The organism is Eisenbergiella porci, from assembly GCF_009696275.1.
GTDB lineage: Bacteria > Bacillota > Clostridia > Lachnospirales > Lachnospiraceae > Eisenbergiella > Eisenbergiella porci.
Map to the genome: position 1 here is coordinate 86,241 of NZ_VUMI01000005.1, position 26,639 is coordinate 112,879.

The 26,639-nt window shown below is 48.4% G+C and carries 21 protein-coding genes and 1 other annotated feature; of the genes, 1 reads left to right on the plus strand and 20 read right to left on the minus strand.

Annotation, left to right across the window (positions count from 1 at the left end):
* Window positions 1–422: 422 nt before the first annotated feature.
* From FYJ45_RS04565 to FYJ45_RS04615, 11 genes are all read right to left on the minus strand, one after another.
* Entirely contained in the window at window positions 423–1,730 is a 1,308-nt protein-coding gene (locus FYJ45_RS04565; RefSeq protein ID WP_154463665.1) for a MarR family transcriptional regulator, read from the minus strand.
* 72 nt (window positions 1,731–1,802) lie between these two features.
* The gene (locus tag FYJ45_RS04570; protein ID WP_195841658.1) at window positions 1,803–2,198 is read right to left on the minus strand and encodes a hypothetical protein; all 396 of its coding nucleotides are present in this window, start codon (window positions 2,196–2,198) and stop codon (window positions 1,803–1,805) included.
* A gap of 92 nt (window positions 2,199–2,290) precedes the next feature.
* Window positions 2,291–2,505, minus strand: a binding site (T-box leader).
* A 96-nt stretch (window positions 2,506–2,601) separates the two neighbouring features.
* The gene (locus FYJ45_RS04575) at window positions 2,602–3,477 is read right to left on the minus strand and encodes an Rpn family recombination-promoting nuclease/putative transposase (RefSeq protein ID WP_154463666.1); all 876 of its coding nucleotides are present in this window, start codon (window positions 3,475–3,477) and stop codon (window positions 2,602–2,604) included.
* Between the two features lie 537 nt (window positions 3,478–4,014).
* The gene (locus FYJ45_RS04580; RefSeq protein ID WP_154463667.1) at window positions 4,015–4,776 is read right to left on the minus strand and encodes an SDR family NAD(P)-dependent oxidoreductase; all 762 of its coding nucleotides are present in this window, start codon (window positions 4,774–4,776) and stop codon (window positions 4,015–4,017) included.
* 16 nt (window positions 4,777–4,792) lie between these two features.
* A complete protein-coding gene (locus FYJ45_RS04585) occupies window positions 4,793–6,490 on the minus strand; it encodes a DUF4153 domain-containing protein (RefSeq protein WP_154463668.1) in 1,698 nt (565 codons plus the stop codon).
* A gap of 2 nt (window positions 6,491–6,492) precedes the next feature.
* A complete protein-coding gene (locus tag FYJ45_RS04590; protein ID WP_154463669.1) occupies window positions 6,493–7,122 on the minus strand; it encodes a glycerol-3-phosphate acyltransferase in 630 nt (209 codons plus the stop codon).
* Between the two features lie 444 nt (window positions 7,123–7,566).
* On the minus strand, window positions 7,567–7,899 hold the full coding sequence (locus tag FYJ45_RS04595; RefSeq protein WP_235930569.1) for a hypothetical protein: 333 nt from the start codon (window positions 7,897–7,899) through the stop codon (window positions 7,567–7,569).
* Between the two features lie 94 nt (window positions 7,900–7,993).
* Complete coding sequence (locus tag FYJ45_RS04600) at window positions 7,994–8,896, minus strand: helix-turn-helix transcriptional regulator (protein WP_154463670.1); 903 nt, start codon at window positions 8,894–8,896, stop codon at window positions 7,994–7,996.
* Window positions 8,897–8,905: 9 nt separating this feature from the next.
* The gene (locus FYJ45_RS04605) at window positions 8,906–10,852 is read right to left on the minus strand and encodes a YgiQ family radical SAM protein (RefSeq protein WP_154463671.1); all 1,947 of its coding nucleotides are present in this window, start codon (window positions 10,850–10,852) and stop codon (window positions 8,906–8,908) included.
* A 121-nt stretch (window positions 10,853–10,973) separates the two neighbouring features.
* Window positions 10,974–11,627, minus strand: a complete 654-nt coding sequence (locus FYJ45_RS04610) for an HAD family hydrolase (protein ID WP_330588538.1) — start codon at window positions 11,625–11,627, stop codon at window positions 10,974–10,976.
* A gap of 16 nt (window positions 11,628–11,643) precedes the next feature.
* A complete protein-coding gene (locus FYJ45_RS04615) occupies window positions 11,644–12,390 on the minus strand; it encodes a pseudouridine synthase (RefSeq protein ID WP_025490003.1) in 747 nt (248 codons plus the stop codon).
* Between the two features lie 295 nt (window positions 12,391–12,685).
* Here FYJ45_RS04615 and FYJ45_RS04620 point away from each other — a divergent pair, with 295 nt between their 5' ends.
* Complete coding sequence (locus FYJ45_RS04620; RefSeq protein ID WP_117530981.1) at window positions 12,686–13,729, plus strand: nucleoside recognition domain-containing protein; 1,044 nt, start codon at window positions 12,686–12,688, stop codon at window positions 13,727–13,729.
* Window positions 13,730–13,817: 88 nt separating this feature from the next.
* On the opposite strand, the gene FYJ45_RS04625 is transcribed toward FYJ45_RS04620, so the two are convergent.
* The 9 genes from FYJ45_RS04625 to FYJ45_RS04665 form a co-directional block, all read right to left on the minus strand.
* On the minus strand, window positions 13,818–14,858 hold the full coding sequence (locus FYJ45_RS04625; protein WP_154463672.1) for an N-acetylmuramoyl-L-alanine amidase: 1,041 nt from the start codon (window positions 14,856–14,858) through the stop codon (window positions 13,818–13,820).
* Between the two features lie 223 nt (window positions 14,859–15,081).
* The gene (locus tag FYJ45_RS04630) at window positions 15,082–15,705 is read right to left on the minus strand and encodes a hypothetical protein (RefSeq protein ID WP_021633541.1); all 624 of its coding nucleotides are present in this window, start codon (window positions 15,703–15,705) and stop codon (window positions 15,082–15,084) included.
* Window positions 15,706–15,716: 11 nt separating this feature from the next.
* Window positions 15,717–16,232: a pantetheine-phosphate adenylyltransferase gene (gene coaD, locus FYJ45_RS04635; protein ID WP_154463673.1), complete on the minus strand. Its 516-nt coding sequence runs from the start codon at window positions 16,230–16,232 to the stop codon at window positions 15,717–15,719.
* A gap of 4 nt (window positions 16,233–16,236) precedes the next feature.
* The gene (rsmD, locus tag FYJ45_RS04640; protein WP_117544967.1) at window positions 16,237–16,797 is read right to left on the minus strand and encodes a 16S rRNA (guanine(966)-N(2))-methyltransferase RsmD; all 561 of its coding nucleotides are present in this window, start codon (window positions 16,795–16,797) and stop codon (window positions 16,237–16,239) included.
* 139 nt (window positions 16,798–16,936) lie between these two features.
* Complete coding sequence (locus tag FYJ45_RS04645) at window positions 16,937–19,135, minus strand: DNA gyrase/topoisomerase IV subunit A (RefSeq protein ID WP_154463720.1); 2,199 nt, start codon at window positions 19,133–19,135, stop codon at window positions 16,937–16,939.
* A gap of 172 nt (window positions 19,136–19,307) precedes the next feature.
* Entirely contained in the window at window positions 19,308–21,230 is a 1,923-nt protein-coding gene (locus FYJ45_RS04650) for a DNA gyrase/topoisomerase IV subunit B (protein WP_154463674.1), read from the minus strand.
* Window positions 21,231–21,828: 598 nt separating this feature from the next.
* Window positions 21,829–22,698, minus strand: a complete 870-nt coding sequence (locus tag FYJ45_RS04655) for a DegV family protein (RefSeq protein WP_021633549.1) — start codon at window positions 22,696–22,698, stop codon at window positions 21,829–21,831.
* A gap of 120 nt (window positions 22,699–22,818) precedes the next feature.
* Window positions 22,819–24,867 carry an ATP-dependent DNA helicase RecG gene (gene recG / locus FYJ45_RS04660; protein WP_154463675.1) on the minus strand — a complete coding sequence of 683 codons (2,049 nt, stop codon included), beginning with the start codon at window positions 24,865–24,867 and terminating at the stop codon, window positions 22,819–22,821.
* Between the two features lie 74 nt (window positions 24,868–24,941).
* Window positions 24,942–26,630 carry a DAK2 domain-containing protein gene (locus tag FYJ45_RS04665; protein WP_276892133.1) on the minus strand — a complete coding sequence of 563 codons (1,689 nt, stop codon included), beginning with the start codon at window positions 26,628–26,630 and terminating at the stop codon, window positions 24,942–24,944.
* Between the last annotated feature and the right edge of the window lie 9 nt (window positions 26,631–26,639).

Consider the following 26,639-nt stretch of genomic DNA (forward strand, 5'->3'; position numbering starts at 1 on the left):
GTTTGAATGTGAGGGAAACAGCCGGGTAAGTATATTTTCGGCATTAAAAAACCGCATCAAACAAAAAATATGTCTGATGCGGATAAAGAAGCGAAAAAATATAGGTAACAATAATCAGCTCCGTCACTTCTGCACAGACATATAAGACCTACCGGCTTGTATCCTGTGCATGAAACATAAATTCTGAATAAGAATCATTCCTGCATACGGTTACAAGCAAATACGTCCGTAATAAAAACAAATATGCATATAGGAGCGGATTTCACATCCACAGATCTGTAAGCTGCGATTCATTGTTTTCCTCTTTCTGTTTATGGGATTTCCAAAAACTTTTTATCATACTAGCACGTTGAAGTAGGGCTGTCAATAGGCACTTATAAATGATTTTCTACGCAAAATGGCAGAATTTTGCCAAAGCAAGATTAAGATGTCAGTGCTGGAACCAGAATAAGGTTATTTTCAGTTAAACCAGCTGCTATGATTTCCTTTCCAAGAGCTGTGATCAGATATTTACGTTCCTTTTCTTTCTGCGGATGACTGACTTCAGCCAGCTTTTTTCTTCCGCTACTGTGGTCATCGAAGGAAGAAATGAATTCCAGATATCGATAGTTTGCAGATTTCATAATTGTGAACAACTGGTACAGACTGTAGATGCTCTTTTTCAGCGGAGCTTTCTGCACACTACTGGAACCATCCCGGTGATTGACTTCCCGTTCAACACGGAAAGTACCGATGTCATTGCAGGTAGATTCAATCCGCAGGACATGTCCGAACTTATCATACATTTTGATTGATACATCACCCATATGGTGTTTGATTCTCGTGCCGAGAATTCGTTGATTGTAATTGGTCCCGATTTCCTTGATACAGTTATAGGTGATTCGTTGTCCAAGGAACGTGGCGATATTATCCGGTTTTACTGTAAAGATAGCAGTGCGGATGATTTCATCATAAAGTGGTTCGAGATATTCCGGTTTCTGAAACGTGACGTCTGTTGCGCATTCAATCTGCTGGACGGTCCATGTATAGCCAAGACCAAGAGAGCCAGGAACAGGACTATAGCGTTTGGCAAAGACATCAAGAATCTTATGGAGATCTTCTGGATTGATGCGGTCAGAAAGTTTCTGTGCAGTTTCCGTATCAGAAATTTCAAGGAACGCATTGTCATGCATCCTATAAGTGATTTGCTTTTTGTCTAGTTTGTGGGCAAGTAGATTGTGCCCGTTCATATAAAACTGAAGGCGGAAAGGCGGCCAGGTAGGAACACGAAGATAACAAAGACCAAGTTCTCTGTCGATAAAGTAAAAGTAATAGTAAAGACATTTGCTTTGGTCAAATTTAAGGAATGTTTTGCCGGTTATTTTATCGTGCCAGGGTTTATAGGTATTGCAGCATTCCATGGCAGAAAAGATATGAATTAGTCCTTCTGTTTTCCCGGTTTGAGAAATAATTTTCTGGATGCGGTCATCTTTTCTGAAAGCATGAAATTTTCGGATGAACTCGATTTCAATTCCGTTGTCACAGGCAATCTGTTCCGCATTTTCCCGGACTTGCTCTGTAAGGGGCTGGGAGAAACTGGGATAGTCAAAAATACGGAAATTATTTAGTTTCATATAGGTTGTCATAGCTTCAGCATGACTCCAGTTTGGGATATAGCCCTGAATGATTATGCGGTCATAACAGGTGATGATGCCGTGAATTTTATCAACGTATTTATCCGTAAGCAACATGTTAAACCCCCCTTTTTCTTTAGAATAGCGTAAAGGGGAGAAAATAAAAATAACTTTTCCGGTTTATCCGGGTTAGGTAAAAAGAACGGAAATGTAAAAGCTGATGCTTTCTCCTTCTTCAAGCCCTTCAATCAGTTCCAGCTTATAGCTTTCGCCGTTATTTTCCATGAAGGCTAACGCCTCTTTTTTACTTTTTTCATAAACCTGCAGCGAAAGAGATTCCTTAACAATTTTTCTCATTTCCTCTTCCACAGCCTTTAGATTCTCCTCTGAAAAGGAAAAGGGAAATTCAAAATCATAATAAAATCCATTTTCAATTGCAGGACCAATGGCACATTTCGTATCCGGATAAAGATGCTTTACTGCCTGCGCCAGTACATGGGCGCTCGTGTGCCAGAACGCTTTCCTCCCCTCCTGTTCCTCAAAACTCATTTCTGCCATTTCACCATTTTTTTGCAGAACCTTCATACTCTTGTTGCTCCTTTCTTTTTTGCGGCCGACAGCCGGTTATCAGTATTGAACAACATAAGAAAAGCACCCATAAGACCATAAAAAATAGTCTTAAGGGTGCATTTAACACGGTTCCACCTTAACTTTTCACTTCAGATTCCAATAAGTCCTATCCTTTAACGCAGGCATACGGTAACACTTACATCACTTCAGCATTACAGCTCTGGAATGGTATTCGTCTATCTTACACATAAACAGCTTTCACCAAATTCTGTTCTCTCTGGATGTTTCTGAATAAACTACTCTTTTCCGTCATCGCTCTTCTTATATTATTGGATAAATATTAACAAACAATTGCCCTGTTGTTAATTACTTTTGAAAAGAATCTGTCATAGAAAAAATATATAGTATGACAGTTTAGTTATCTGAGTAGTATCTTTGCTATTTCCAGATCGCTTTTGGAAGAATCCTCTGTTATCAAATTGATTACCTTTTGTACATAAGCATCTTCCAACTCCAATGCTTCTGAAATTGCAGTAACACTAAGCCCCTTTTCCAGTTTTCTTCTTATCATAGATACTAATTTTGCTTCTCCTTCGGCACGGCCTATTTTTAATCCATCCTGCAATCCATCTTTTCTTCCTTCTTCTCTTCCTTCTTCTCTTCCTTTTTCAATACCAATCTCAAGAATATTCATCTTTACAGCCTCCCATTCTTCCGATTGCTTCACTTCATTTACGATTTCATTCAACGTAATAATCCGTTTATCCTTTATCTTGACCTCAGGATTATCAATCGTGGTATTTTTCATATACTGCAGCAGGCTTATCAGCTCAGGACGGCCATTTTTACTGGTCATGTTCAGAAATATTTTCTTCGTGCCGTCATCCAAGGGCAGATCTGAAAATTCTTCACATTGTTCCGTAAAGGTATAGATTGCACGGTCCCGTCCGAAAATGTCCTCCTGCGTGATAAAAATAATAACAGTTGACGGCAGGTGCTTATACCGGGTCGTCTTTCCTGCCTTTAAAACCGGGGTATCAAGCAGGCCCTGATAAAATCTCGCTCTCCGCCTCACATCGTCCGCTTCCGTATCATTCTGCATTTCCGTATTAAAACGGCGGTCAGATACATCCCGCGCCCAGGCATCCAGCCGGATAGCCCGTTTCCCGCTTTTGTTGAGCACTACCTGCTCCACCTCTACCTCCGCCAGCTCCAAATCCGGCTCATCCAGAATAATGCTCAACGTACTTTCATAGGCAGTTTTATTTCCGCGAGCAACGAGCCAAGTAGCCATGCTTGCATGGCTATTTGGCGACTGCCGCGAGAGTCAAATACCCCGTTGCTTGCAGCGGGGTATTTGACTCTTCATGACAGATAAGAATAAAGCAAAATCACTCAGATTAAACTGATAGTTTTGGGACAGCGCCTGCGTGGCAGCCGTTCCGGTTGTCTTAGAATTCATAGGCATTCCTCTCTTTCTTTTTTTGCAGAGAGAACCATGCCTTCTGCGGCTGCACAGATATCCGGCAGCCGCTTTGTACTCCCTGCTTATTCTTTTGTCAGCAAGGAGTTCATGCATTACCGTACACATGTAAAAAAGAAAACCTCCGTCAGGCAGAAGTCTGTACATATGCCGTCCATGCACACGCGAAGCTGCGTACAGATACCGGTCTGTGGGCTGAATTGCCTTCACAGAGCGGCGCAGAATCTTAAAAGATAAAAAGATTTGTTGAAATCATTGCTTGTCACGATTGTAGCATACGAATATAGTTTCTGCAATAATTTCCGATAATATTTATTTGTATAACCGTTACAGGCATCCGCCATTTTGCTACTTAACCAGTCTCATAGCTTTCAAAATCAAGGTATGCGGGATTACCTTGGTAAGAAGACGAAAGGCTTTTATCAGCTGGCTGTATGTGGAAAGGGGGCATTTCCTGGCAGAGGCGGTTAAAGCAGCGCGGACTACGGACTGCGGGGTGACCATCGTATATTTTTTGATGGCAAGGGTGGCGGCGTATTTTTCAGCGCGGTCGAAGAACTCGGTCTGAACCGGGCCGGGGCAGACGGCAGTGACGTAGATTTTTCTGGATCGAAGTTCTTCGCTCAGGGCGCGTGAAAAGCTGAGGACGTAGGATTTGCTGGCTGCATATACGGCGAAGCCGGGCTGGGGCAGGAAGGCGGCGCTGCTTGCCAGCTGGATGATGCGGCTGTTTTTTTTCATATAGGGCAGGCAGGCATGGGTGATTTCTGTGAGGGCCCGGCAGTTTAAGTCAATCATGCCAACCTGTTCCCGGGAGTCGATTTCGGAGAATTGTCCCATGATGCCATAGCCGGAACAGTTTATGAGCATACGGACTGCGGGGCGTTCTTTTCTCAGAAGGGCCCGCAAATGTTCCATATCCGCTTTCTGAGTCAGATCAAGGGGGATTGTTTTAGCCATGTGGTCCAGGTCGCAGGCAAGATCCTCCAGACGGTCTTTTCTTCTTGCTATGAGCCAGAACTCATCTATCGTATAGAGTCCGGCATCCAGCTGCAGGGCAAATTCTTTTCCGATTCCGGAGGAGGCTCCGGTGATAATTGCAATATTCATGTCTCTTTCTCCTTTTCTATTTTTCCAGCAGATAACCGTGGAAGGATATATAAGTGTAGTTTTCTCCCACACGGTCATAATCATAGGACAGGTATTCTAAATATAGTTTCCGATAGGGATCAATGGGTATTTCATGGTGCTTCTCAAAATAGGCCTCTGCGGTTTCTCCGCTTTCGTCCGGGAAATTGTTAAGGTAGGCGGCAAGGTTCACAATGGCAGAGCTGCTTCCTCCATAGACGATCTGATAGGCGGTAAAATTTTCGGTGTTGTCTCTGGCCGATACCTGTATGGGATAACAGGTATTATAACCTGAAATGTCAATTGCGGTATTTTTGATGGAATAGTAAAAATGACGGAGAGCTTCATATTCTATCGGACTGCCGGATTTCAGATTTTCCAGCTTTGCTTTATCTTCCTCCGGAAGCGACTGCAGCCAGGCCTTTCCGGTTGGTTCTTCCCTCAGGTACCAGTAGGCTCCGGCAGCTTTGTCGATCTGTCTTTGGGTGAGTGCCGATGATTCTTCTGCCATTATGTATTTATGCAGGGCGTTTTGCTGGCTGTTCAGGGAAAAGCGGGCCATGTTGATCCCGGGAACAAAACAGGCTGCTGCAGTAAAGACGGCAAACAACGGTATCAGCAGACACACGGCCTGTCTTTTGAAATAATATACTGAGACATATATGATTTCAAAAAACAAAAGCAGCACGCAGAGATATCTGAGGGGCGTTACGCCGTTTTCATATATACGGATGCCGATGGAATAAGCCTGCAGCAGAATCAGCGGTGAAAACAGATAAGGGAGCAGCCGGGTAAGCTTCAGGAGAGGATTTTTCTGTGAATAGCAGGAGTTCATCGTCCATACAGGAAGCCCTGCGGCGAACAGACCCGTAAGGATACGGAATACCGCATTGGATGGCATATCCCGGAAAAGCAGGATTTTCAGCACATAGGCATAAATAACTGCAAATGCACTGATAACAAGCCCGCTGAGAATATATTTGATCAGTACCTCCGCAAAACGACTGTCCTCTTTTTCATCCGGAAGCACGCTGCGAAGCAGGGCCGGGATATAATACAGGCCAAGGAGAAGGCACTGTACCTGAATGTAGAGAGAAAAAGCTCCGTCAAAAAGTTCAATGAATATGCCGACCACCATGCTTGTGCCTATCATCAGAATAAAATAGATAATGCTGATACGCACAACTGCGGCAAAAACACGGCCAAGATATTGTTCAAGCGACAATCTGGTCCTTAAAAAACACAGATAAACGGCTATGGAAATAAGAATCACTTCATAGCCCGCAATATATCTGGGAAGATAAAAGCTGATGGTGAGGGCATCCTGCCCCAGAAAAAAGGAGTCCGGTTCCAGATATAACAGCCATGTCAACAGAAATGCAGGAATCACGGACAGGATATACAGGACCGCCCTAAGCCGCAGCTTTTCCGTCTTCTGGTACACTGCTTCCGCAAAAAAGCAGCCGGTCCCATAGAAAACCAGAAAAGGAAGGGCCTTTTCCAGGACATCATAGATGGACTCGGAGAAAAGTTCTCCCAGCATAAGGGTAAAAAACAGGGTAAAAAGCCAGATACAGCCCTGTGCTGCGGGAAAATATACGAACAGACTTTTAAGTTCCCGGCCCAGGCCGCGCAGCTTATCCCAGAAGAAGGCCTTCCAGTCTTTTTTAGAGCCAGCAGGGGTTCGCTCCTCCATTGTCACTTCCTTTCCCGCAGCTTTGACTGCGCTTTGGCGATCAGATCAATTTTTGTTCCCTTTCCGTGCAGATAATCCAGAAACGGCAGAAAATGCTTCTGAAGCATCATGGCAGCCAGGATGCAGGAAAGGACGCCCGTCTCACTGCCATAAACGGTAAATGCCGGCCATAAAAATAATAGGGGGATAGCCAGCGCTCCCAGTGTCAGTGATTTACTCAAGAGGACAAGACAGCCTCCTAAAACACAGGAAAGAAGGCCGAAGCCCGGTGAAAATATAAATAGTGTCATGCAGGTTACGGCAACGCCCTTCCCGCCGCGGAAACGGTTCCAGAAAGGAAAATTATGCCCTGCCGCCACACCGATGCCCGCATAGAGAACAGCATTCCTGCCGAGCCGGGGAAACAGAAGAAAACGGCAGAGCATGCAGGGAAACAGCGTCTTAAGCAGATCGCCTGCAAGAACAAGCAGCCCCCATTTGACTCCCAGCTGGGCCATGATATTGGCCATTCCCGGGTTCCCGGTTCCAAGCTGGGAGGCGCTTTTTCCTGCGGCATGTCTGGATACCGCCTCCGCCGTAAGAAAACATCCGCACAAATAACCAGTTAAAATACATCCTGTCCGGTACAGCATAAATACCCCTTCTTTCTCAGGCCTCCTTCTCAGAACAGCCCATCTATGACAAAACGGCCCGCAGATACATTTTCTGCGGTTCCCGGAAGATATTATAGTTTGTACCAAAGGATACGGTGATTATACAGCTGCGGGGAACATTCGCGGTCATTCTTTTAAGAAACCGCCCTGTCCGGCCAAAAACCTTCCGCAGCCATACTATCATTGTAGCATGTCTGCGGAAGGTTTCAACAAAAATAATATTTACTTATGCCAGCCTGCTGTGCACGGCAGCAGTTTGTTTTTCGGTATTGCAGCAGCGCAGGTCCGTACCGCCGTACGGAATGGCTTCGTGACCGGACTATGACTGACAGTGTTCGCAGTAATATATGGTTCCGCCCAGATAAGTTCCCTTGCGCAGCTCATAGCTGCAGCGAGGACAGGGAGACCAGAGTGTTTTCTTACTCAGGATGGTGGTATAGCCGCCGGGTCTTGCAAACAGATCCTTTTCCGTATCTGATGCTTCGAAGGGGCTTTCCCTTCTTCGTAAAAACGGGGCGAAGCGCCGTCCTGTATCAGCAGCCTGCAGTCCTGCGCTTCTATTTCCACCATTCCTCCCACCGCCCGGCTGCATCCGATTTTCTTTCCTGAGAGCAGGTCGTCATAAAGCTCCGGTTTTTCGGAATACCAGGTAAAGGAATGAGGGGTATGGCCGGCCTCAACGAAGGAGATGGTCTTCCCCCGGATTGTTTCATTGAGCTGTCCGGCAATTACATGGCTTTCAGGAATTTCCAGCATGGTTCATCCTCCCTTTTCCTTTAATTGTAACATGGAAAAGCTGACAACAGTATGTCATATTTTCTTCAGATATTCACCTTGAAAGATTTTCGCCTCAGATATTTTCAAGAGACTTTTGCAGCATATCCGCTATTTTTTCCTTCAGCCACAAAGGCTCGATTATCCGCACATGAGGGCACAGGGAAATAATCAGGCTGTATACCCAGTCATCCGCCACATATGAGGTGTTCACAAGGAAATTACCGTTATCCATAACAGAGATTTCCTCCTCTTCAAAGAAGTCGTATATCCGGTACGTCTGGGATGCATCGATCTCCAGCCTGATGTCTGTCGCCGGATTTTCAGGCGCCGCATTTTGGGCAGTGTCCGACTCTTCCGACACAGGCATGTTTCGGGGAAGGAAATACTCATCCAGGCATTCCGGACGCTTGATGCGCAGGATTTTGAAGGTGCGCATGGCCTGCCTGCCGCAGCACCAGGCGCGCAGGTACCAGGCACGGCTTTTAAACCACAACTGGACCGGCTCCACAACGCGCCGTTCCACCCGCCCGTCGCTTGTATAATAATCAAAAGAAATAACCCGGGATTCGAGGATGGCATTTTTCAGAAGATTAAACAGTTCCTGCCTTCTCCCGCTCCAGTCGGAAAAGTCCACGGAAACCCAGGCGGCAGCGGGCGTCTGGAAAAAATCACCCAGTTTCCGCAGCAGCTGTGAGCTTTCGGAAGGCTCCACCTCCTGCAGGCTTTCCAGCGCGGCCAGGATCTGCTTTTTTTCTTCCGGCGTGATGAACATTTTATCAATAAGGCTGTGATCCAGCAGGGAGATGCCGCCGCTTCTGCCCTTGCTGGCATAGATGGGGACGCCGGCCATACTGAGTATTTCCACATCACGGTAGATGGTGCGTACCGACACCTCATATCTTTCCGCCAGCTCCTTTGCAGGAATTTTATCCCGCTGCATCAGCTGGTAGCATATTCCGAACAAACGGTTGACCATGGGATACCTCTACTTTTTCCGGTGGACATTCCGGATGGTTTTCTTTTTTGCAGGCTTTTGTCCCGTTTTTGCCCCGGGAGCCGGGGATTTCAGGTTTTTCCTGCCGTAGGAAAGATCCATATCTTTCCCGGCGCCTTTGGCATTGCCGACGCTCTGCCTGCGGGGGCGTATCAGGCATTTTTTATCAAAGCCTATCAAATCCGTCCGACCGGCTTTTGTGAGCGCTTCGCATACCAGATCGTAATTTTTTGGGTTCCTGTATTGGATCAGGGCGCGCTGCATCGCCTTTTCATGAGGATTTTTGCATACATATACGGACTTTCCGTCCCTGGGATCGATTTCCGTATAATACATAACCGTGGATACCGTGGAGGGTGTAGGATAAAAATCCTGCACCTGCTCCGGCATGTAGCCAAGGTCGCGAAGATATTCGGCCAGCTCCACTGCTTCCTTCAGGGTGGAGCCTGGGTGGGAGGACATGAGATATGGCACCAGATACTGATTCATTCCCAGTTCTTCATTGAGCTTCTTATATTTTTTCCGGAAGCGCTCGTATACCGCATTTTCCGGTTTTCCCATACGGCAGAGTACGGCGTCGGAAATATGCTCCGGCGCCACCTTCAGCTGGCCGCTGATATGATGAAGAACCAGCTCCCGGAAAAAAGTATCATCCTTATCCGCCAGCAGATAGTCGAACCGGATGCCGGAACGGATGAAGACCTTCTTGACGCCGGGCAGACTGCGCAGGCGGCGCAGAAGCTCCAGATAGTCCTGGTGATCGGCTTTCAGGTTGGGGCAGGGCCTGGGGAACAGGCACTGACGATCCTTGCAGACGCCGTGAACCAGCTGTTTTCCGCAGGAGGGCGCCCGGAAATTGGCGGTGGGGCCGCCCACATCGTGGATATATCCCTTAAAGTCCTTATCCTTGGTAATCAGCTCCGCCTCTTCCAGAATGGACTCATGGCTCCTGACCTGCACAGTGCGTCCCTGATGGAAGGTCAGCGCACAGAAATTACAGCCGCCGAAGCAGCCCCTGTTGCTGATCAGGGAAAATTTGATTTCACTGATGGCGGGGACGCCGCCTTTTTCCTCATAGGAAGGATGGTAGGTACGCATATAGGGCAGCGCGTAAACATCATCCATCTCTTCTATGGAAAGCGGCTCCTGGGGCGGGTTCTGTACCACATACTGACCGCTCGGATAGCCTTCCAGGAGGGCTTTTCCGTTGAAGGGATCCGTATTGGTATACTGAATCATAAAGCTGTCGGCATATTTTTTCTTATCCGCTTTCATCTCTTCATAGGACGGCAGCAGGATTCCGTCATAGATTCCTGAAATGTCCTTCGTCTTATAAACAGTGCCCGGAATAAAGGTAATATCCTTTACCTCGATTCCGCTGTTTAAGGCATCTGCAATTTCCACGATGGACTTTTCCCCCATGCCATAGGAAATCAGATCCGCCTGACTGTCCAGAAGAATGGAACGCTTGAAGGAATCGCTCCAGTAATCATAATGCGCCATTCTGCGCAGACTGGCTTCTATGCCGCCGATAATGATGGGAACCGTGCGGTAAACGCGGCGGATCAGGTTACAGTACACCACCGTGGCATGATCCGGACGCTTTCCGGCCTCTCCCCCCGGCGTATAAGCATCGTTCGGCCTGTGTTTTCTAGATACAAAATAATGATTCACCATGGAATCCATATTTCCGGCGGAAACAAGAAAGCCCAGCCTTGGGCATCCAAAAACGGCAATGCTTTTTTCATCCTTCCAGTCGGGCTGGGATATAATGCACACACTGTAGCCGTGGGCTTCCAGGATGCGGCTGATAATGGCATGTCCGAAGGAAGGGTGATCCACATAGGCGTCGCCTATGACATAGACGAAATCCGGCTGTGTAATGCCTCTCTCTTCCATCTCTTTTTTAGTAATCGGTAAAAATCCGGTAACTGACATTTTTGCTCCTATCCTTGCGCCATAGCGCACAATTTATTTCCGCGGGCAACGTGCCAGGTATCGCCTGCATGGATATTTGGCGACTGCCGCGAAGGTATTTGATGGATGAAAGCATACGCTTTTACCCCTGTAAAACTTCCGAAAAATGACTGATATAATAATCGGCAAGCGCCTTTTTTTCTTCCGCCTGTTCCAGAGAATAGGCATCCTCTACAGCGCAGACCTTCATTCCGGCGGCCTTGCCGGCTAAAATTCCGGGAATGATATCTTCAAAGACAAGGCAGGCCCGGGGCGGTATGCCCAGTTGTCCGGCGACCGCCAGATAAATATCAGGGGCCGGCTTTCCTCTGCCCACATCGCAGCTTGTCATAATACATTGAAATACATGTTCCAGTCCATGTACCCGGGCTATACTGTTTACAAGCTCCCGGGAATTGCTGGTGGCAATTCCCAGCCTGATATTTTTGCTTAAGCACCAGTCCAGGTACTCGCCGACACCGTCCTTTAAAGGTACCTCATTCATATATTTATCCCAGGCCATCCGGTTCCAGTCCGCCTTAATCTGCTCCACAGAGTCCGGCAGGCTGAAACGCTCCTTAAAGTAAGCAGCTGTTTCCGAAAAACTCTTCCCTTCAATTTCCCGGGAAAGATCCGGCGGAGGTACCAGGCCGAAGCGTCCCAGATAATCGATATCAATATCCTTCCATATCCACATGGAGTCCACAAGCGAACCGTCCAAATCAAAAATCACCGCTTCTATTCCATTCATCATCATTATGTTTCCCCTTTTCTTACTGCAGGTCCGAAAGCTCCTTAGCAGTCAGAGGCCTGAAAGCGCCCGGGGCCAGCGTTTCATCCAGCAGCAGCGTTCCCATACGGAGCCGTTTCAGATAAACCACATTTCTCCCCACCGCCTGCATCATACGTTTTACCTGGTGGAATTTTCCTTCCGTAATTGTCAGCTGCCATGCGGATGCGGCATCGGCATGGTGAAAAGACAGCCCCGGCATTTCTTTCAGTATGGCGGGACGGGTCAGGCTTTTTTCTCCGATATCCACGCCCTCCTGCAGGCTGTTTTGCTGCGCATCGGTGAGCGGGCCGTCAATTTCCACATAGTAGGTTTTCTCCACATGCGCCGCCGGGGAAAGCAGCCGATGGGCCAGTTCTCCGTCATCCGTAATAAGCAGAAGCCCCTCCGTGTCCTTATCCAGCCGGCCCACGGGGAAAAGCTCCCTTTGCAGCAGGGCGTCATCAAAGGCTCCCTTTTGCTCCCGCATCAGCTGAAGCACTGTTTTGTCATGGTTGTCCTGCGTGGCGGATACGCAGCCTGCAGGCTTGTTCAACATGAAGTAAACATGTCTGGCATAGGAAATACTTTTTCCGTTTACACAGACCTGATCGGAATTTTCCTCTATTTTCATCTCCGGACTTTTGACAGGGAGGCCGTTTACCGTAACCTGCCCTTTTCGGATAAGCGCCTTTACCTGGCTTCTTGTACCGGCTTTCATATCACATAAATATTTATCCAGTCGAAGCATTTGTATTTCCTTTCTTAAGCGGCAGTTGTCCGGCGGCTTTGAAATAACGACGTTCACATTTTTACTGTTACCGTTATCGCTGTAATTCAATAATTCTGTCATTCCGGGCGCCAGAAGAACATAGCTTTTATTAATGGGATTGAATGCAGCGGTCCGGCGTTCCTGAATCGTTTTCATGTATCGCTTTCTTTAAGCAGACGCAAATCCCCGGACTGCCGGACAGCTACGTAAAGTATACATGATTCCCTGCATTCTTACAAGTCGGGACTGCAGGCGTTGGAAGGAGGACTTAAGAATGTTTTTCTTTAAACAGCAGCCCCGCTTTGCAGCAAAACGGCAGGAGCGGGCGGCGTATTTGAAAAAAGTATCGTTTCTCTGCCTGTTCGCTTTTCTGACGACAGCCATGCTTCTGGAAAGTGACAAAGCGCTGATCCTTTCCCTCACAGGGCTGAATCTGTGGTTCCAGAAAATGATTCCCACGCTTCTTCCCTTTATGATTCTGTCCGGGATACTTATCCGTATGAATCTTTCAGACAGCTTTGCCCATCTCTTCTCTCCCGTGCTCAAACCGCTGTTCAGGCTGTCGGATTCCTGTCTGTACTGTCTGGTTATCGGTTTTCTGTGCGGATTTCCCATGGGGGCGCGGGTGACGGCGGAAAGCTATCAGCGGGGAAAGCTTTCCCGCAGGGAGGCAGAACTGATGCTGGCCTTCTGCAATAATATCGGTCCTGTTTATTTTACAGGCTTTGTCCTGCACCTGTTTCCGGTGGAACGTCCGCTAATCTTTCTGGCAGGAATGTATCTGCTTCCCTTCCTTTACGGGCTGGTTCTGCGCTATACGCTCTACAGGGATATTCCCATGCGGGCATTCCTGCCCTCCTCAGCCCCATCCGGCAGGGCAAAGCCTTCGGGAGAAAAAAACGGGCTTCATGCAGCCTCCATTTCCCCAGCATCTCCGGCAGTCGCCAGGGCTCCGTCTTTGCTGGAGGAAACACAGAATTCCATCGTGTCTGCCCTATGCTCCATCGCCTCTTTGGGGGGATATATGATTCTGTTCAATCTTCTGAATCTGATTCCAGATATCCTGCTTCCCAGCAGGCTGACGAAGCTGGAAACACTGCTGGGCTGTGTTCTGGAAATCACCAGCGGGCTGTCACGCCTTCCCCGTTCCATGGCTTTCTGGGGATATGTGCTTCTGCCCTTCGGCGGGCTGTCCTGTATTGCACAGACCTACAGTATGATTCGGGAAACGGATCTATCGCTGGGAAATTATGTGGCTCATAAGGTCGTTCAGACGGTGGCCGCCTTTGGTTTTTATTTGTGGGTGTTTGCCGGTTAGCTGATGTGCACTGAGGAAATTTTCCTACCCTGTGTCCATATTCAGATAGCGCCATTAAGAAAAGCTGCCGTTTCCGGCAGCTTTTCGCTCAGCGTGTTGCAAAGGTTCCAGGGATAGCGATATTGCTTTCGGCTTTGATGTCATAGCCGTTGTAGACGCGGCACTGGAGAATGGGAGTGGTGTTGGCGGGCACTGTGATGGAGAACTGAATGGTGTTGGTGCCTGCGCAGGGGTACAGGGTGGACCAGGTAATTCCGCCGTCCAGGGTGTAGCTGTAGTATAAAAGGCCTGACTGGGGATCGGAAGCGGTCAGGGTAATATCAACCTTTCCAGTGGCCAGGTCGGCGTTGTTGACGGTCATAACCACATTTTCCGGAGGCGTTGTATCAGGAGCCGCGGTTCCTGAAGGAGCTGATATCACCGGATATTGGAACCCGGTATAATCCAGCCCTAGCGCCGGAGATTTTAAACGGAAGTATTTAGCCACGGCGATCGCATCACTTATGCCAAAGGCCGCCAGCTTCTGTGGTGTGTTAATCTGGGGGCTGTCAATGGCATGATCCATATAGCAGTGCTCGATGATGACACAGGGAAGATCCAGTGCCCTGGACGCGCGGATAACGCCGTAATAGTCGGTTCCGCGGCTGTTGAGCCGCGTCTTTACCCCTTTGGCATAGAGTCCGTATTGGGACATCTCAGCCAGCTGCAGGCGGCCGAAGGTCTGGCCCGCCGAAAAATATTTACCAAAGGCGGAGGTCCAGACCTCCGTTCCGTACAGATTATGCTCTTCTGACATATTAAAATGAAGAGAAAACAAAAAATCAGCATTGCAGGCTTTTGCAATCTGAGCCCGCTGTTCCAGGGAAAGCTCCTGGTCGTTAATCCTGGTAAGGTAGACCTGGACCCCTTCAAACTGTTCCAGTGTCTGTTTCATGGACTGTGCCACCTGGAGTGTCAGATTCTTTTCCACGTATTGCGGAAGGACTTCTCCTCCCCGGTTCTGATCCCCGCCGTGACCGGGATCAATTACCACGATGACCGGTTCCTTTGCCTGCGCCTGTGTTTTCGGAATGAATGCCAGCACACAGGCAGCCAGAAGAAATACTGCAGCTGCTGTTCTTTTTTTCATATGTACTCCAATCTGCGTGCCGGGCACGCTTTTAATTCAGGAGGGTTGAGATATCCTGTTTCAACCTGGCTCCAATGTACGTGCTTTGGCACGCTTTTACTAAAAAAAATGAATGTATCTCTCTTCCGCGTTACTCCGGTATAAAACAAGGCTGTGTTCCAGGTGATGAAACACAGCCCGAAGGTTGAATTATTTTGTGGCAGTCTGCACCGGATTGCCGTAATTACAGAATATCCAGATTCAGATTGCTGTTGTCTCCGCCATCCTCCGCTGCGGAAAGGTTGGGCAGGGAGGAGGTATCATCCTCTTCATCCGGACGCAGCTCCATGCGGTTGGACTGTACAATATTCAGGCAGCTGTTCAGATCATTGATGAGCTGGCCGTAATGATCGGTGGCAATGTCAATGCCGTGGCCGATGATGCTTTCCAGATTGGCAAGGATGTCGTCCGTATACTGGATTGCGGAAGCTTTCACACTGTTAGCCTCCACTGTGGCATTATCTAGGATTTCCTGCGCCTGCAGGGTTGCAAGGTTGACGATTTCGTTGGCCTGTGCATATGCCTGCTGCATGATTTCATGTTCATTTATCAGTTCGCTGGTATGTACGGTAGCCTCGTTGATCAGGGCCTCCGCCTTTTCACGGGCATCATTGAGAATGGCTTCCTTGTTATTGATAATTTTCTGATAGCGCTTGATTTCATCAGGAGTCTTCATCCGAAGCTCTCGAAGCAGTTCTTCCAGTTCTTCCTTATTCACAATAATTTTGCTGTTGGAAAGGGGCTGGTACTTACAGCTGTCGATATATTCTTCGATTTCGTCAATTAATTGTTCGATTCTGCTGCTCATGCTTTTCTCCTTTATAAGCGTTCTGCCAGGGGCGGCTGCTTATATTCATGTCCAAATTTTTCATATACAAGTCTTGCCACAAATTCCGGTACGCACTGGGAAATATCGCCGTGAAATTCTGCGATTTCCTTCACACTGGAGGAACTCAGATAGGCATATTCCAAGCTGGTCGTTAAAAAGATAGTATCCAGCTCTCCACCGGAAAGCTTCCGGTTCGTCTGGGCTATCTGCAGTTCATATTCGAAGTCCGTTATAGCGCGCAGACCGCGTATCGCCACATGTACATCCTTCTTCCTGGCATAATCAATCAGAAGCCCGGAAAAAGAATCCACTTTGACATTAGGCAGATCCTTTGTGGCTTCCTCTAGTATTCTAACACGTTCTTCCACAGAAAACAACGGAGTCTTCTGGGTATTGTTCAACACGCTGACTGTTAATTCGTCAAAAATCGACGCGGCCCGCCTGATAACATCAAGATGGCCGAAGGTAACCGGATCAAAGCTGCCCGGATAAATTGCTGCTTTCATAATATTATTGCTCCGTTTTCCTGAGTTTCATAAAAACATGTTTATTCGTTTTATATTTCTTCTCTCTCACCACTTCAAAGCCATAATCTTCTGCAAAGGAAAAGTCTCTGCCAAGTTCGGCTTCCATAATAATGAGCGTATCCTCCGTCACATAGTCCGCACGGGATAACGCCCCCAGGACAGGCTCTTCCAGACCGGCCTGATAAGGAGGATCCATAAAAATAATATCAGCCTCTTTTTCATGGATGCTGCCCAGTGCGGATACCACATCCTGCTTAAGAAGCACTCCCCTGTCCGTAAACCTGGTAAAATTCAGGTTGTCCTGAATACATTTGGCGGGCTTTGCTGCATTTTCCACAAAATAAGCTCTTTTCGCCCCGCGGCTTATGGCCTCGATCCCTATGGATCCGCTGCCGCTGCAAAGGTCTATAAAAATACTTCCGGGGATATCTCCCTGCAGTATATTAAACAGCGTTTCTTTTATACGGTCCGTAGTGGGCCTGGTGTCTATCCCTTCAGGCGCTTTTAACGGAAGGCTCCGCGCCTCTCCTGCAATAACTCTCATATTTTCTCCTGACTGTAGCAATAAGTAGTTAACGTAATCTGACCATCACCGTTTATAACCTCTACGGCTGCATCTGATACACATTATAATTGTTTGTGAAAAAAAAGGCAATCCCTGGTGAAAATGTTTTCAATTATTCCTATGCGCGGATTTTAGTGCCCTTTCCGTCCCTCTTTCCGGCTTTTATCTGATTCAGCACCAGGTCGCGGCTCTTATAATGAATGGAGGTATCCTCCGCATTATGCGTAAAATAAACCGCTTCTATACTGTCGCCTTCGTTGAGCCTCATGCCGCGGACGCCGATTGCGGCTTTTTTCTTTTCAGGGATTTCATCCACACCAAAGCGGAGGAAATAACCGTCTTTAGACTGCAAAATAACGTTTTTTTGTTCCTTCATCATGATGACGCTTACCACTTCGTCACCCTCCTGCAGCTTTGTAGCGGCGACCGTGCGTTTGGCAACGTCGAATTCCCCGCCGTCCACCACCTTTATCATCCCCATCCGCGTGGTGAAAATAACACGGTAAAGGTTCAGCTCGGACTGGCTCGTCACAAGAAGCAGTTCTTCCTGAGAGGAATTGAAGTTGCTCACATTGTCAATGGGAATCCCCTTATCCCTGAATTTGCCAAAGGGCAGATCCTGCACTTTTACGGTATACAGCTGGCCGTTGTTGGTAAACAGGCAGATTCTACCCGTATTCTTACACTGGAAAACAAACTTGTTTTCCGCATCCGCCGCCTCACGGTTTCTGTCATAGGCGGTTAAATCAATGGTTTTCGCATAGCCGAAACGGTCCATCAGGAATACAACATCCATTTCTTCCAGCTTTTTCTCTTCAAATACGGCTTCCCCGCAGTTATCTATCACTGTTCTGCGTTTTCTGCCGAATTTTTTCCTGATATCATCCAGTTCATTCATAATGACCTGGGCCATGGAATCTCTTCTGGCAAGAATATCCTCATAACGGTAAATATTGGCCAGCGTTTCCTCATGCTCCCTGATGAGCGCCTCAAGCTCCAGGCCGATCAGCTTGTACAGACGCATTTCCAGAATGGCATTGGCCTGATTGTCGGAAAACTGAAGCTGCTGGGCCATAATGCGGGATTCCCTGGACTTGAATTTGATACCGTCCACTTTTCCTTCCACAAGGCAGGCCTTTGCCATGGCTCTGTCCTTAGATCCGCGGAGAATCTCAATGATCAGGTCAATTACATTGCAGGCCTTAATCAGGCCTTCCTGGATTTCTCTCTTACTGTTTTCACGGGCAAGCAGGTTTTCATATTTTCTGGTGGCTGTCTCATACTGGAAATCAACGCTTGCTTTGATAATACCCTTGATGCCGAGCGTCTCCGGCCTTCCGTCCGCAATGGCGAGCATATTTACGCCGAAAGTATCTTCCAGCCGCGTCTTTTTATAAAGCATGTTGATGAAGTTTTCCACGTCTGCGTCTTTGCGCAGCTCGATTACGATGCGGATGCCTTCCTTGGAGGACTGGTTGGATATATCGCTGATATCCTGGGTTTTCTTATTTTCAGCCAGAGCTGCCACATCCATGAGAAATTTGGATATATTGGCGCCGATCATGGGATAAGGGATTTCAGAAATAACGACGTTTACTTTGCCGCCTTTTCCTTTTTCCACGTCCACCTTGCCACGGATCTTTATTTTTCCCGTGCCGGTTTCATAGATGGAAAGCAGATCGTCTTTATTGGTTACGATGCCTCCGGTGGGAAAATCAGGTCCCTGGATATAGCGCATCAGTTCCTTTGTTGTAATGGCTTCATTTTTCATGTAAGCCTTGGTGGCGTCAATTACTTCAGCCAGGTTATGAGGCGGTATGCTGGTCGCCATACCAACTGCAATTCCCTCCGAACCGTTGACAAGGAGATTGGGGAATTTAACAGGGAGAACGCCCGGCTCTTTTTCCGTTTCATCAAAGTTGGGTTCGAAATCCACCACATCTTTATCCAGATCCGATAAAAATGCTTCCTGTGTAACCTGCTCCAGCCTGGCTTCCGTATAACGCATGGCGGCGGCGCCATCGCCTTCTATGTTTCCGAAGTTGCCGTGACCGTCAACCAGCGGCAGACCCTTCTTAAAATCCTGAGACATCACCACCAGCGCTTCATATATGGAGCTGTCTCCGTGGGGATGGTATTTACCCATGGTATCGCCTACGATACGGGCGCTTTTTCTATAAGGCCTGTCGTAGCGTATACCAAGCTCATGCATATCATATAAAACCCGGCGCTGCACCGGCTTCAGCCCGTCCCTGATATCGGGAAGCGCACGCGCCACGATGACGCTCATGGCGTAATCAATGAAGGATTTCTGCATAACCTCAGAATATTCTGTTTTTATAATCTTTTCTTCCAATTTTTACTGCTTCCTTTCCTATATCTGACAGATTGTCAAACACCCCTGCCTCTTTCGGCAGGATATTTGACCTGCTGGCAGCCGGCAAGCTCAGGCAAACCCGGCTCCGACCCGCTGCCCTCCGGAATCAACCTTAAATATCAAGCTCCGCATCCGGTGCATAATCATAGATGAACGCTTTCCTGGGAGGAACATCCGTACCCATAAGCAGTTCCGTAACCTCGGAAGCCATTCTGGCATCCTCGATTTCCACCTGCTTGAGCATACGCGTTTCCGGGTTCAGTGTGGTCTCCCACAGCTGCTGCGCGTCCATTTCACCCAGACCTTTATAACGCTGCAAGGTAAACGGGCCTTTATGGCGTTTCCTGTAGCGCTCCAGCGCTTTATCATCATAGAGATATTCTTCACTCCCTTTGGAAGGCATGGCCTTATACAAAGGAGGCATGGCAATATAAACATGTCCTTCAAAAATAAGCTCAGGCATAAAACGGTAAAAAAGCGTCAGCAGCAGCGTGGAAATATGCGCGCCGTCCACATCCGCATCGGCCATGATAATAATTTTGTTGTAGCGAAGCTTGGAAATATCAAAGTCATTCCCGTAGCCCTCTGAAAATCCGCAGCCAAAAGCATTGATCATGGTTTTGATTTCCGCATTGGCCAGAACCTTGTCAATGCTGGCTTTCTCCACATTCAGGATCTTACCCCTGATGGGAAGAATCGCCTGGTAGGAACGATCCCTTGCCGTCTTGGCGCTGCCTCCGGCGGAATCTCCTTCCACGATGAAAATTTCACATCTGGAAGGATCCCGGGATTCACAGTTTGCCAGCTTTCCATTGGAATCAAAGGAAAACTTCTGCTTGGTGAGCATGTTTGTCTTTGCTTTTTCTTCGGTTTTCCTGATCTTGGCAGCTTTTTCCGCACAGCCTATGATACTTTTCAGTGTTTCCAGATTTCTGTCAAAATAGCGGGTGATTTCATCTCCCGTCACCTTGCTGACCACCTTGGCGGCATCCTGGTTATCCAGCTTGGTCTTGGTCTGTCCCTCAAAACGGGGATCCGGATGCTTGATGGACACCACCGCCGTCATGCCGTTCCTGACATCGGCGCCGGTAAAGTTGGCGTCCTTCTCCTTCAGGATATTCAGCTCCCTGGAGTAGGAATTGATCACGCTGGTGAACATGGTCTTAAAACCGGTCAGATGCGTGCCGCCTTCCGCATTGTAAATATTGTTGCAGAAGCCGAGGACATTTTCATGGAATTCGTTCAAATACTGAAGCGCCACTTCCACGGAAATCCCTTCGCTTTCACCGGAAAAATAAATGATATCGCTGACGGCTTCCTTCGTCTTATTCAAATCCTTGATAAAGCCCACAATGCCATCCGGCTCGTGGAATTCAATAACCTCAGGAGTCTCCCGCCGCTTGTCCTCAAAAACAATGGTAAGCTGGGGATTCAGATAAGCAGTTTCATGAAGGCGGCTTTTTACTTCATCCTCTTTGAAACGGGTCTTTTCAAAAATGGTGCCATCGGGTAGGAAATTAACACAGGTTCCGCTCTCACGTGATTTCCCCACCACAGGAAGCAGGCCGTTTTCCAGTTCTATGACAGGAATACCCTGTTCATATCTGTCTTCATATACCAGTCCGCCATTTCTGACCCGTACGGTCAGTCTTGTGGACAGTGCGTTGACCACGGAAGAACCCACGCCGTGGAGGCCGCCGCTCGTCTTATATGCGGAATTATCGAATTTACCGCCCGCATGCAGTGTGGTAAAAACAAGACGTTCCGCACTGACTCCCTTTTCATGCATCCCCACAGGAATTCCCCGTCCGTTGTCATCTATGGTAGCAGAACCGTCAGCCTCCAGGGTGACCCGGATTCTGTCGCAGTAGCCGGCCAGATGCTCGTCCACCGCATTGTCCACGATTTCATATATCAAATGATTCAGACCCTTGGTAGATACGCTTCCGATATACATACCAGGTCTCTTTCGTACTGCTTCCAGTCCTTCAAGGACCGTTATGCTGGAAGCATCATAATTATTGCTTTTTGTCATGTATAACCTCACATTCTGCCGTAACGGCGGCATTGGAACTGATTTGGGAAAAGAAAAAACGGGTCAGCCGCCTGTCCTTCCCGGGTTATTGTAGCACAAATGTTTGGGTAAGAAAAGGCAAAAATTATGTTTGCGGTATAAACGCACCTGTCCCAGCCGGTTTCCTTCCGGGCCGGGGACCGGCCGGGAAGGACCTACTGGGACAGATGCGCTTATTCGGGCAATCTATGTTGGGTATAAAAAATTATAAACTGCAGGGAATACAGGCCGCTGCCTTTTCCTGAACAGGATTTATTACCTACTGCGGATTGTCCCAGGGATTTCCGTTACCGTGAGGGGCATTACCGCCGTAGGGGCTTCAGTTGCTGTCAGGGGCATTGCCGCTGTAGGGATCCCCGTTGCTGTCAGGGGCGTTGCCATAAGGAACATTTCCATTATAAGGGTTCCGTTGCCATAAGGAGCACAACGGCAGTTTTTATCTGGCTGAAAAAGCCTTTCTTTTCTTCGTTCTGTATATTTGACATTTATATACCTCCTGCATATCACAGTTTTTCATGCGATACTGCATCAATCAGCGGTTTGAAAGGAACTTTCACTTTTACTCCCCGTTCCTGGTGGTACAGGTTACGGCCAGGGCACCGGGGCCTATGTGGCAGGCCACACTCAGTGACAGATGATCCACATAGCTTTCGCATCCAGGGAACTGTCCCAGGACTTCTTCCCGGAAATCCAGGGCTGCCGCATTATTGTTGGTATGAGCAATGTCAAGCCACATGTCTGCCTGCTCCGGCTCCTTTCCGAAGCGTTTGGTGATGTCATTTTTAATGGCATTCATCATGATCTGCTTCCCCTGGGCGGTGGTTCTCGCCTTTGCGAAGGCATCCAGCTTTTCTCCCTGAATCTGGAGCACCGGCTTTATTTTTAAAATGGTTCCCAGTGCCGCTGCAGCCGGCGTGATGCGTCCTCCGCGCTTCAGATAAAGAAGTGTATCTACCATTATATAAATGCTGGAATTGTATTTATCCTTTTCCAGAAAATCTTTGATTTCTTCTGCCTCCATTCCCTGGGCGGCCAGATATCTTGCATCCAGGACGGAACGGCGCTGGGTAACGGAAATCCGCTGATTATTCACAACCTGCACTCTGCCGTCAAAATCCTGGGCCAGCATAAGGGCCGTCTGACATGAGCCGCTCAGGCCGCTGCTCATGGGAATATGCACAATACTGTCATAGTCCTTCAGAAGGTCTTTCCAAAGCTGCAGGACAGATTCCGGAGAAGGCTGTGAGGTTGAAATAGCTGCGCCTGTTTTCAGTTTCTGGTAGAACTCCTCCTGGGAGAGACTGATTCCCTCAAAAAAAGTCTTGCCTTCTATCATAAAGGGCATGGGAAGAACGCTGATGCCAAGCTCCTGTGCCTGCTGTTGGGTAATGCCGCTGTTACTGTCTGTTACAATTGCAACCTTTGACATAATTATACTCCTTTTGAATGTCTTTTACGGTAACGGTCCGGACAACAGTACTGTCACCTTTTCCGTTTCCCCTGCAACACCGGTTATGCTCCGAAGGCAGAGAATAAATTCATTCTACCGTCAGATGCTCCTAAAGTCAATGGAATTCCAGTTCTCTTTTTCCTTCTCGTAAAGCAGGCTGTATCTGCTGCCGGTTTCCTCCGGATCCTCAGCTGCGATCCGGTCAGCCAGGCTGCTGGCGGAAAGCAGAAGATCGGAATCCTGGTAAATATCTCCTATTTTAAAATCAAGCAGCCCGCTCTGCCGTATACCGAACAAATCTCCGGGACCTCTGAGCTTGAGATCCTCATTGGCAATATGAAAGCCGTCATTAGAGCTGTTCAGTATTTTCAGGCGTTTCATGGTCTGCTCATTGTCATTACCACTGATAAAAATGCAGTAGCTCTGGGCATCGCCCCTGCCGACCCGCCCCCTGAGCTGATGCAGCTGCGCCAGGCCGAAGCGTTCCGCATTTTCCACCATCATGACGGTTGCATTGGGAACGTTGATTCCCACCTCAATAACCGTGGTGGAAACAAGAATGTCGATGTCCTTTCTGGCAAAAGCATCCATAATGCTGTTTTTTTCCGCAGGCTTCATCTTTCCGTGAAGTGCGGCAATCCGGATGGTGTCAGGGAAAACAAGCTTCAGCTTTTCCGCATAGTCCAATACATTTTCCAGCCCGTCCATCTCTCCTTCTTCCACCATGGGACAGATGACATAGATCTGATGTCCTTCTTCAATCTGCCTGCGGATGAAAGCATAGGCTGTCTGGCGGTAAGAGGTGTTTACCACACAGTTTTTTATAGGCTTACGGCCGGCAGGCATCTCGTCCAGGACGGATACATGCAAATCTCCGTACAAAACAATGGCAAGCGTTCTGGGAATCGGCGTTGCGCTCATGACAAGCACATGGGTGTCCTTTCCCTTATCCGCCAGAGTCTCCCGCTGCCTGACGCCAAAACGATGCTGTTCATCGGTAATGACAAGGGAAAGCCGCCGGTATATCACCTTTTCCTGAATCAACGCATGGGTGCCGATGATGGCATTGACCTCCCCGGCTGCAATTTTTCCGTAAATTTCACGTTTTTCCTTCGCGGTCTGGGAACCGGTCAGCAGTGCGGGACGTATGCAGAGTCCATATTCTTCGCTCATCTCAAGAAGGGCTTCATAATGCTGGGCGGCAAGCACCTCGGTGGGCGCCATCAGGCAGCCCTGCCTTCCGTTGGCCGCACACATGAGAAGTGCAAGAAAAGCCAGAATTGTTTTCCCGCTTCCCACATCCCCCTGCACCAGCCGGTTCATAGCATTTACACTGCACATGTCCGCTTCAATTTCCGACCACACCCTCAGCTGGGCGCCTGTCAGCCGGTAAGGAAGGCCCGCCAGGAGCCTTTGCGTATCCTGCACGCAAGCAAGCGGCTCTTCCACCCTGCGGACCTGGTTGTCCTCCTTCAGCTTCCGAAGCGCCAGGAAAAACTCCAGGAATTCGTCAAAGGCCAGCCTTCTCCGGGATTCCATCAGTTCCTCCGTACTCTGGGGGAAATGGATCTTTTCCAACGCATCTGCATAGGGTATGAGACGGAATTCCTCCCGAATGTCGGCCGGAAGGTATTCCGTCAAAGTGATGCTTTCCAGCGCCCTTCGCACCGCCTTGCTCACACCATTATTGGTCAGGCCCATGGTTAGCGCATATCTGGGCTGGAGAGTTCCCTGCAGGAGGGCATACTCCTCCGGCTTGTATATCCGGGGCTGCTCCATGCGAAGCGGCTTTCCCTCCTGGCATACGCCGCGGAATACATAGGTCATGCCGGGCTTAAGCATATTGCGCAGGTAAGGCATGCCGAAAAAAGTAATACGAAAAAGGCCGGTTACATCCCCGGCCTGAACGGTAGTGATTAAAAGATTGCGGACATGCTTCGTGGAAGGCGTTCCGATAACGGAAGCCCTGACCGCACATACCCTCCCGGGGACAAGACCTGAAACCGTTACGGTGGATTCCATCTTGTCATAATCCCGCGGATAATGCATTAAAAGCTGCCCCACTGTCATAATATGAAGCTTGGAGAAAAGACCTGCCGTCTTTTCTCCAATTCCTTTGATTGCTGTTAATTCCGTATTGATATCCATTTTTATACCGTCTGCATACCGCAGGCCTGCCCGCGGCATTGCATGAATCAGTCGTCTGAAAGAAACCTTCAGGCTTATTCTGCTGAAATAATATAGTAATAAATCGGCTGTCCGCCGTACTGCAGCTCAATGTCACAGGAAGGATATTCCGCTTCGATTCTGCCCTTCAGCTTCTGTGCCGCCTCTTCCGTGATGTCTGCGCCATAATAGATGCTGATAAGCTCAAGATCCTCATCCATCATGGCTTCCACCATGCGGAAGGAAACATCTTCAATATCACCGCCTACAGAAAGGATGCCGGCATCCCCGATGCCCATGTAGTCTCCCTGCTTGATCTCCTTATCGTCAATGACAGTATCCCTTACGGCATAGGTAACCTCGCCGGTCTTTACATGGCAGATTTCCTCTGTCATGGAGGCTTCATTCTCTTCTGCGCCCATATCCGGGACATAATTAATCACAGCCGTAATACCCTGGGGAATGGTCTTGGTGGGAACTACGATCACCTTCTTATCCTCTACCAGATATTTCGCCTGGTTGGCTGCAAGAATAATATTTTTATTATTGGGCAGCACATAAACCGTATCCGCATTTACCTGATTGATGGCGTTTATTACATCCTCAGTGCTTGGATTCATGGTCTGGCCGCCGGCTATAATATGGTCAACACCAAGTCCCTTAAAGATCTCATCAATGCCTTCGCCTACGGAAACCGCGATAAACCCGGCTTCCTTGCGTTCAGCCGTCTCTTCTTCTGCCGCGGGTGCTTCCGTGGTATCCTGTGCATCCCCTGACATCTTGAAAAGCTTCTCCTGATGCTCCAGACGCATATTGTCTATTTTCAAATTGGAAAGAGCGCCATACTTCAATGCCTTCTGGATTGCGAGTCCGGGGTCATTGGTATGTACGTGCACCTTGACCACGTCATCATCCGCAACCACAACAATGGAATCGCCTATGGATTCCAGATATGCCTTGAAATCCATCTCCTGCTTGATATTGAAAGTTTTGCTCAGCATTATGATAAATTCCGTACAGTAACCAAACTTGATTTCCATATTGGCCTGCGCTTCCAGGCTGGCATTCACGGCAGACTGGCGGGATGAGCTCTGTACAGGTTCGCTGATCGAGAAATCAATCTCCTTGCCAAGGAAAGCGTCAAAGGAACCGTGAAGCACCTCAATAAGCCCCTGTCCGCCTGAATCCACCACACCCGCCTGCTTCAGGACAGGGAGCATTTCCGGTGTCTGACTTAGAACATATTCCGCGTGCTCAATGACTTCCCGGATAAACTTCTCCATATCTGTCTCACCTGCGTCAGCAAGCTCACGCGCTTTCATGGAAGCGCCCTTTGCCACGGTAAGAATGGTTCCCTCCTTAGGCTTCATTACCGCTTTATATGCGGTCTCCACAGCCTTTTCCCCTGCAGCGGCAAGAATCGGGATGGTTATCTCATCATACTCGCGGATACCCTTGGTAAAACCGCGGAAAAGCTGGGAAAGGATAACGCCAGAATTCCCTCTCGCACCGCGGAGGGAACCGGAGGAAATAGCCTTTGCAAGAGTCATCATGTCGGGTTCTTTCATTGCAGCCACTTCTTTGGCGGCGGACATGATTGTGAGGGTCATATTAGTACCCGTATCTCCGTCAGGAACCGGAAATACGTTCAGTTCATTAATCCATTCTTTTTTACTCTCAAGATTCTTGGCGCCTGCTAAGAACATCTTCGCAAATACCTTAGCGTCTATAGTATTTAAACTCACAACTAAAGT

Coding starts and splice junctions, on each gene's coding strand:
- FYJ45_RS04570 (WP_195841658.1), bottom strand. CDS start 2,198: ATGAAGGTTCTGCAAAAAAATGGTGAAATGGCAGAAATGAGTTTTGAG.
- recG (WP_154463675.1), bottom strand. CDS start 24,867: ATGGATATCAATACGGAATTAACAGCAATCAAAGGAATTGGAGAAAAG.
- FYJ45_RS04655 (WP_021633549.1), bottom strand. CDS start 22,698: ATGTCAAAGGTTGCAATTGTAACAGACAGTAACAGCGGCATTACCCAA.
- FYJ45_RS04600 (WP_154463670.1), bottom strand. CDS start 8,896: ATGGTCAACCGTTTGTTCGGAATATGCTACCAGCTGATGCAGCGGGAT.
- FYJ45_RS04610 (WP_330588538.1), bottom strand. CDS start 11,627: ATGATGATGAATGGAATAGAAGCGGTGATTTTTGATTTGGACGGTTCG.
- FYJ45_RS04625 (WP_154463672.1), bottom strand. CDS start 14,858: ATGAAAAAAAGAACAGCAGCTGCAGTATTTCTTCTGGCTGCCTGTGTG.
- FYJ45_RS04620 (WP_117530981.1), top strand. CDS start 12,686: ATGTTTTTCTTTAAACAGCAGCCCCGCTTTGCAGCAAAACGGCAGGAG.
- FYJ45_RS04575 (WP_154463666.1), bottom strand. CDS start 3,477: ATGGCTACTTGGCTCGTTGCTCGCGGAAATAAAACTGCCTATGAAAGT.
- FYJ45_RS04650 (WP_154463674.1), bottom strand. CDS start 21,230: ATGACAAAAAGCAATAATTATGATGCTTCCAGCATAACGGTCCTTGAA.
- FYJ45_RS04590 (WP_154463669.1), bottom strand. CDS start 7,122: ATGCTGTACCGGACAGGATGTATTTTAACTGGTTATTTGTGCGGATGT.
- FYJ45_RS04580 (WP_154463667.1), bottom strand. CDS start 4,776: ATGAATATTGCAATTATCACCGGAGCCTCCTCCGGAATCGGAAAAGAA.
- FYJ45_RS04615 (WP_025490003.1), bottom strand. CDS start 12,390: ATGCTTCGACTGGATAAATATTTATGTGATATGAAAGCCGGTACAAGA.
- FYJ45_RS04645 (WP_154463720.1), bottom strand. CDS start 19,135: ATGCAGAAATCCTTCATTGATTACGCCATGAGCGTCATCGTGGCGCGT.
- FYJ45_RS04605 (WP_154463671.1), bottom strand. CDS start 10,852: ATGTCAGTTACCGGATTTTTACCGATTACTAAAAAAGAGATGGAAGAG.
- FYJ45_RS04630 (WP_021633541.1), bottom strand. CDS start 15,705: ATGAGCAGCAGAATCGAACAATTAATTGACGAAATCGAAGAATATATC.
- FYJ45_RS04595 (WP_235930569.1), bottom strand. CDS start 7,899: ATGCTGGAAATTCCTGAAAGCCATGTAATTGCCGGACAGCTCAATGAA.
- FYJ45_RS04585 (WP_154463668.1), bottom strand. CDS start 6,490: ATGGAGGAGCGAACCCCTGCTGGCTCTAAAAAAGACTGGAAGGCCTTC.
- coaD (WP_154463673.1), bottom strand. CDS start 16,232: ATGAAAGCAGCAATTTATCCGGGCAGCTTTGATCCGGTTACCTTCGGC.
- rsmD (WP_117544967.1), bottom strand. CDS start 16,797: ATGAGAGTTATTGCAGGAGAGGCGCGGAGCCTTCCGTTAAAAGCGCCT.
- FYJ45_RS04565 (WP_154463665.1), bottom strand. CDS start 1,730: ATGTTGCTTACGGATAAATACGTTGATAAAATTCACGGCATCATCACC.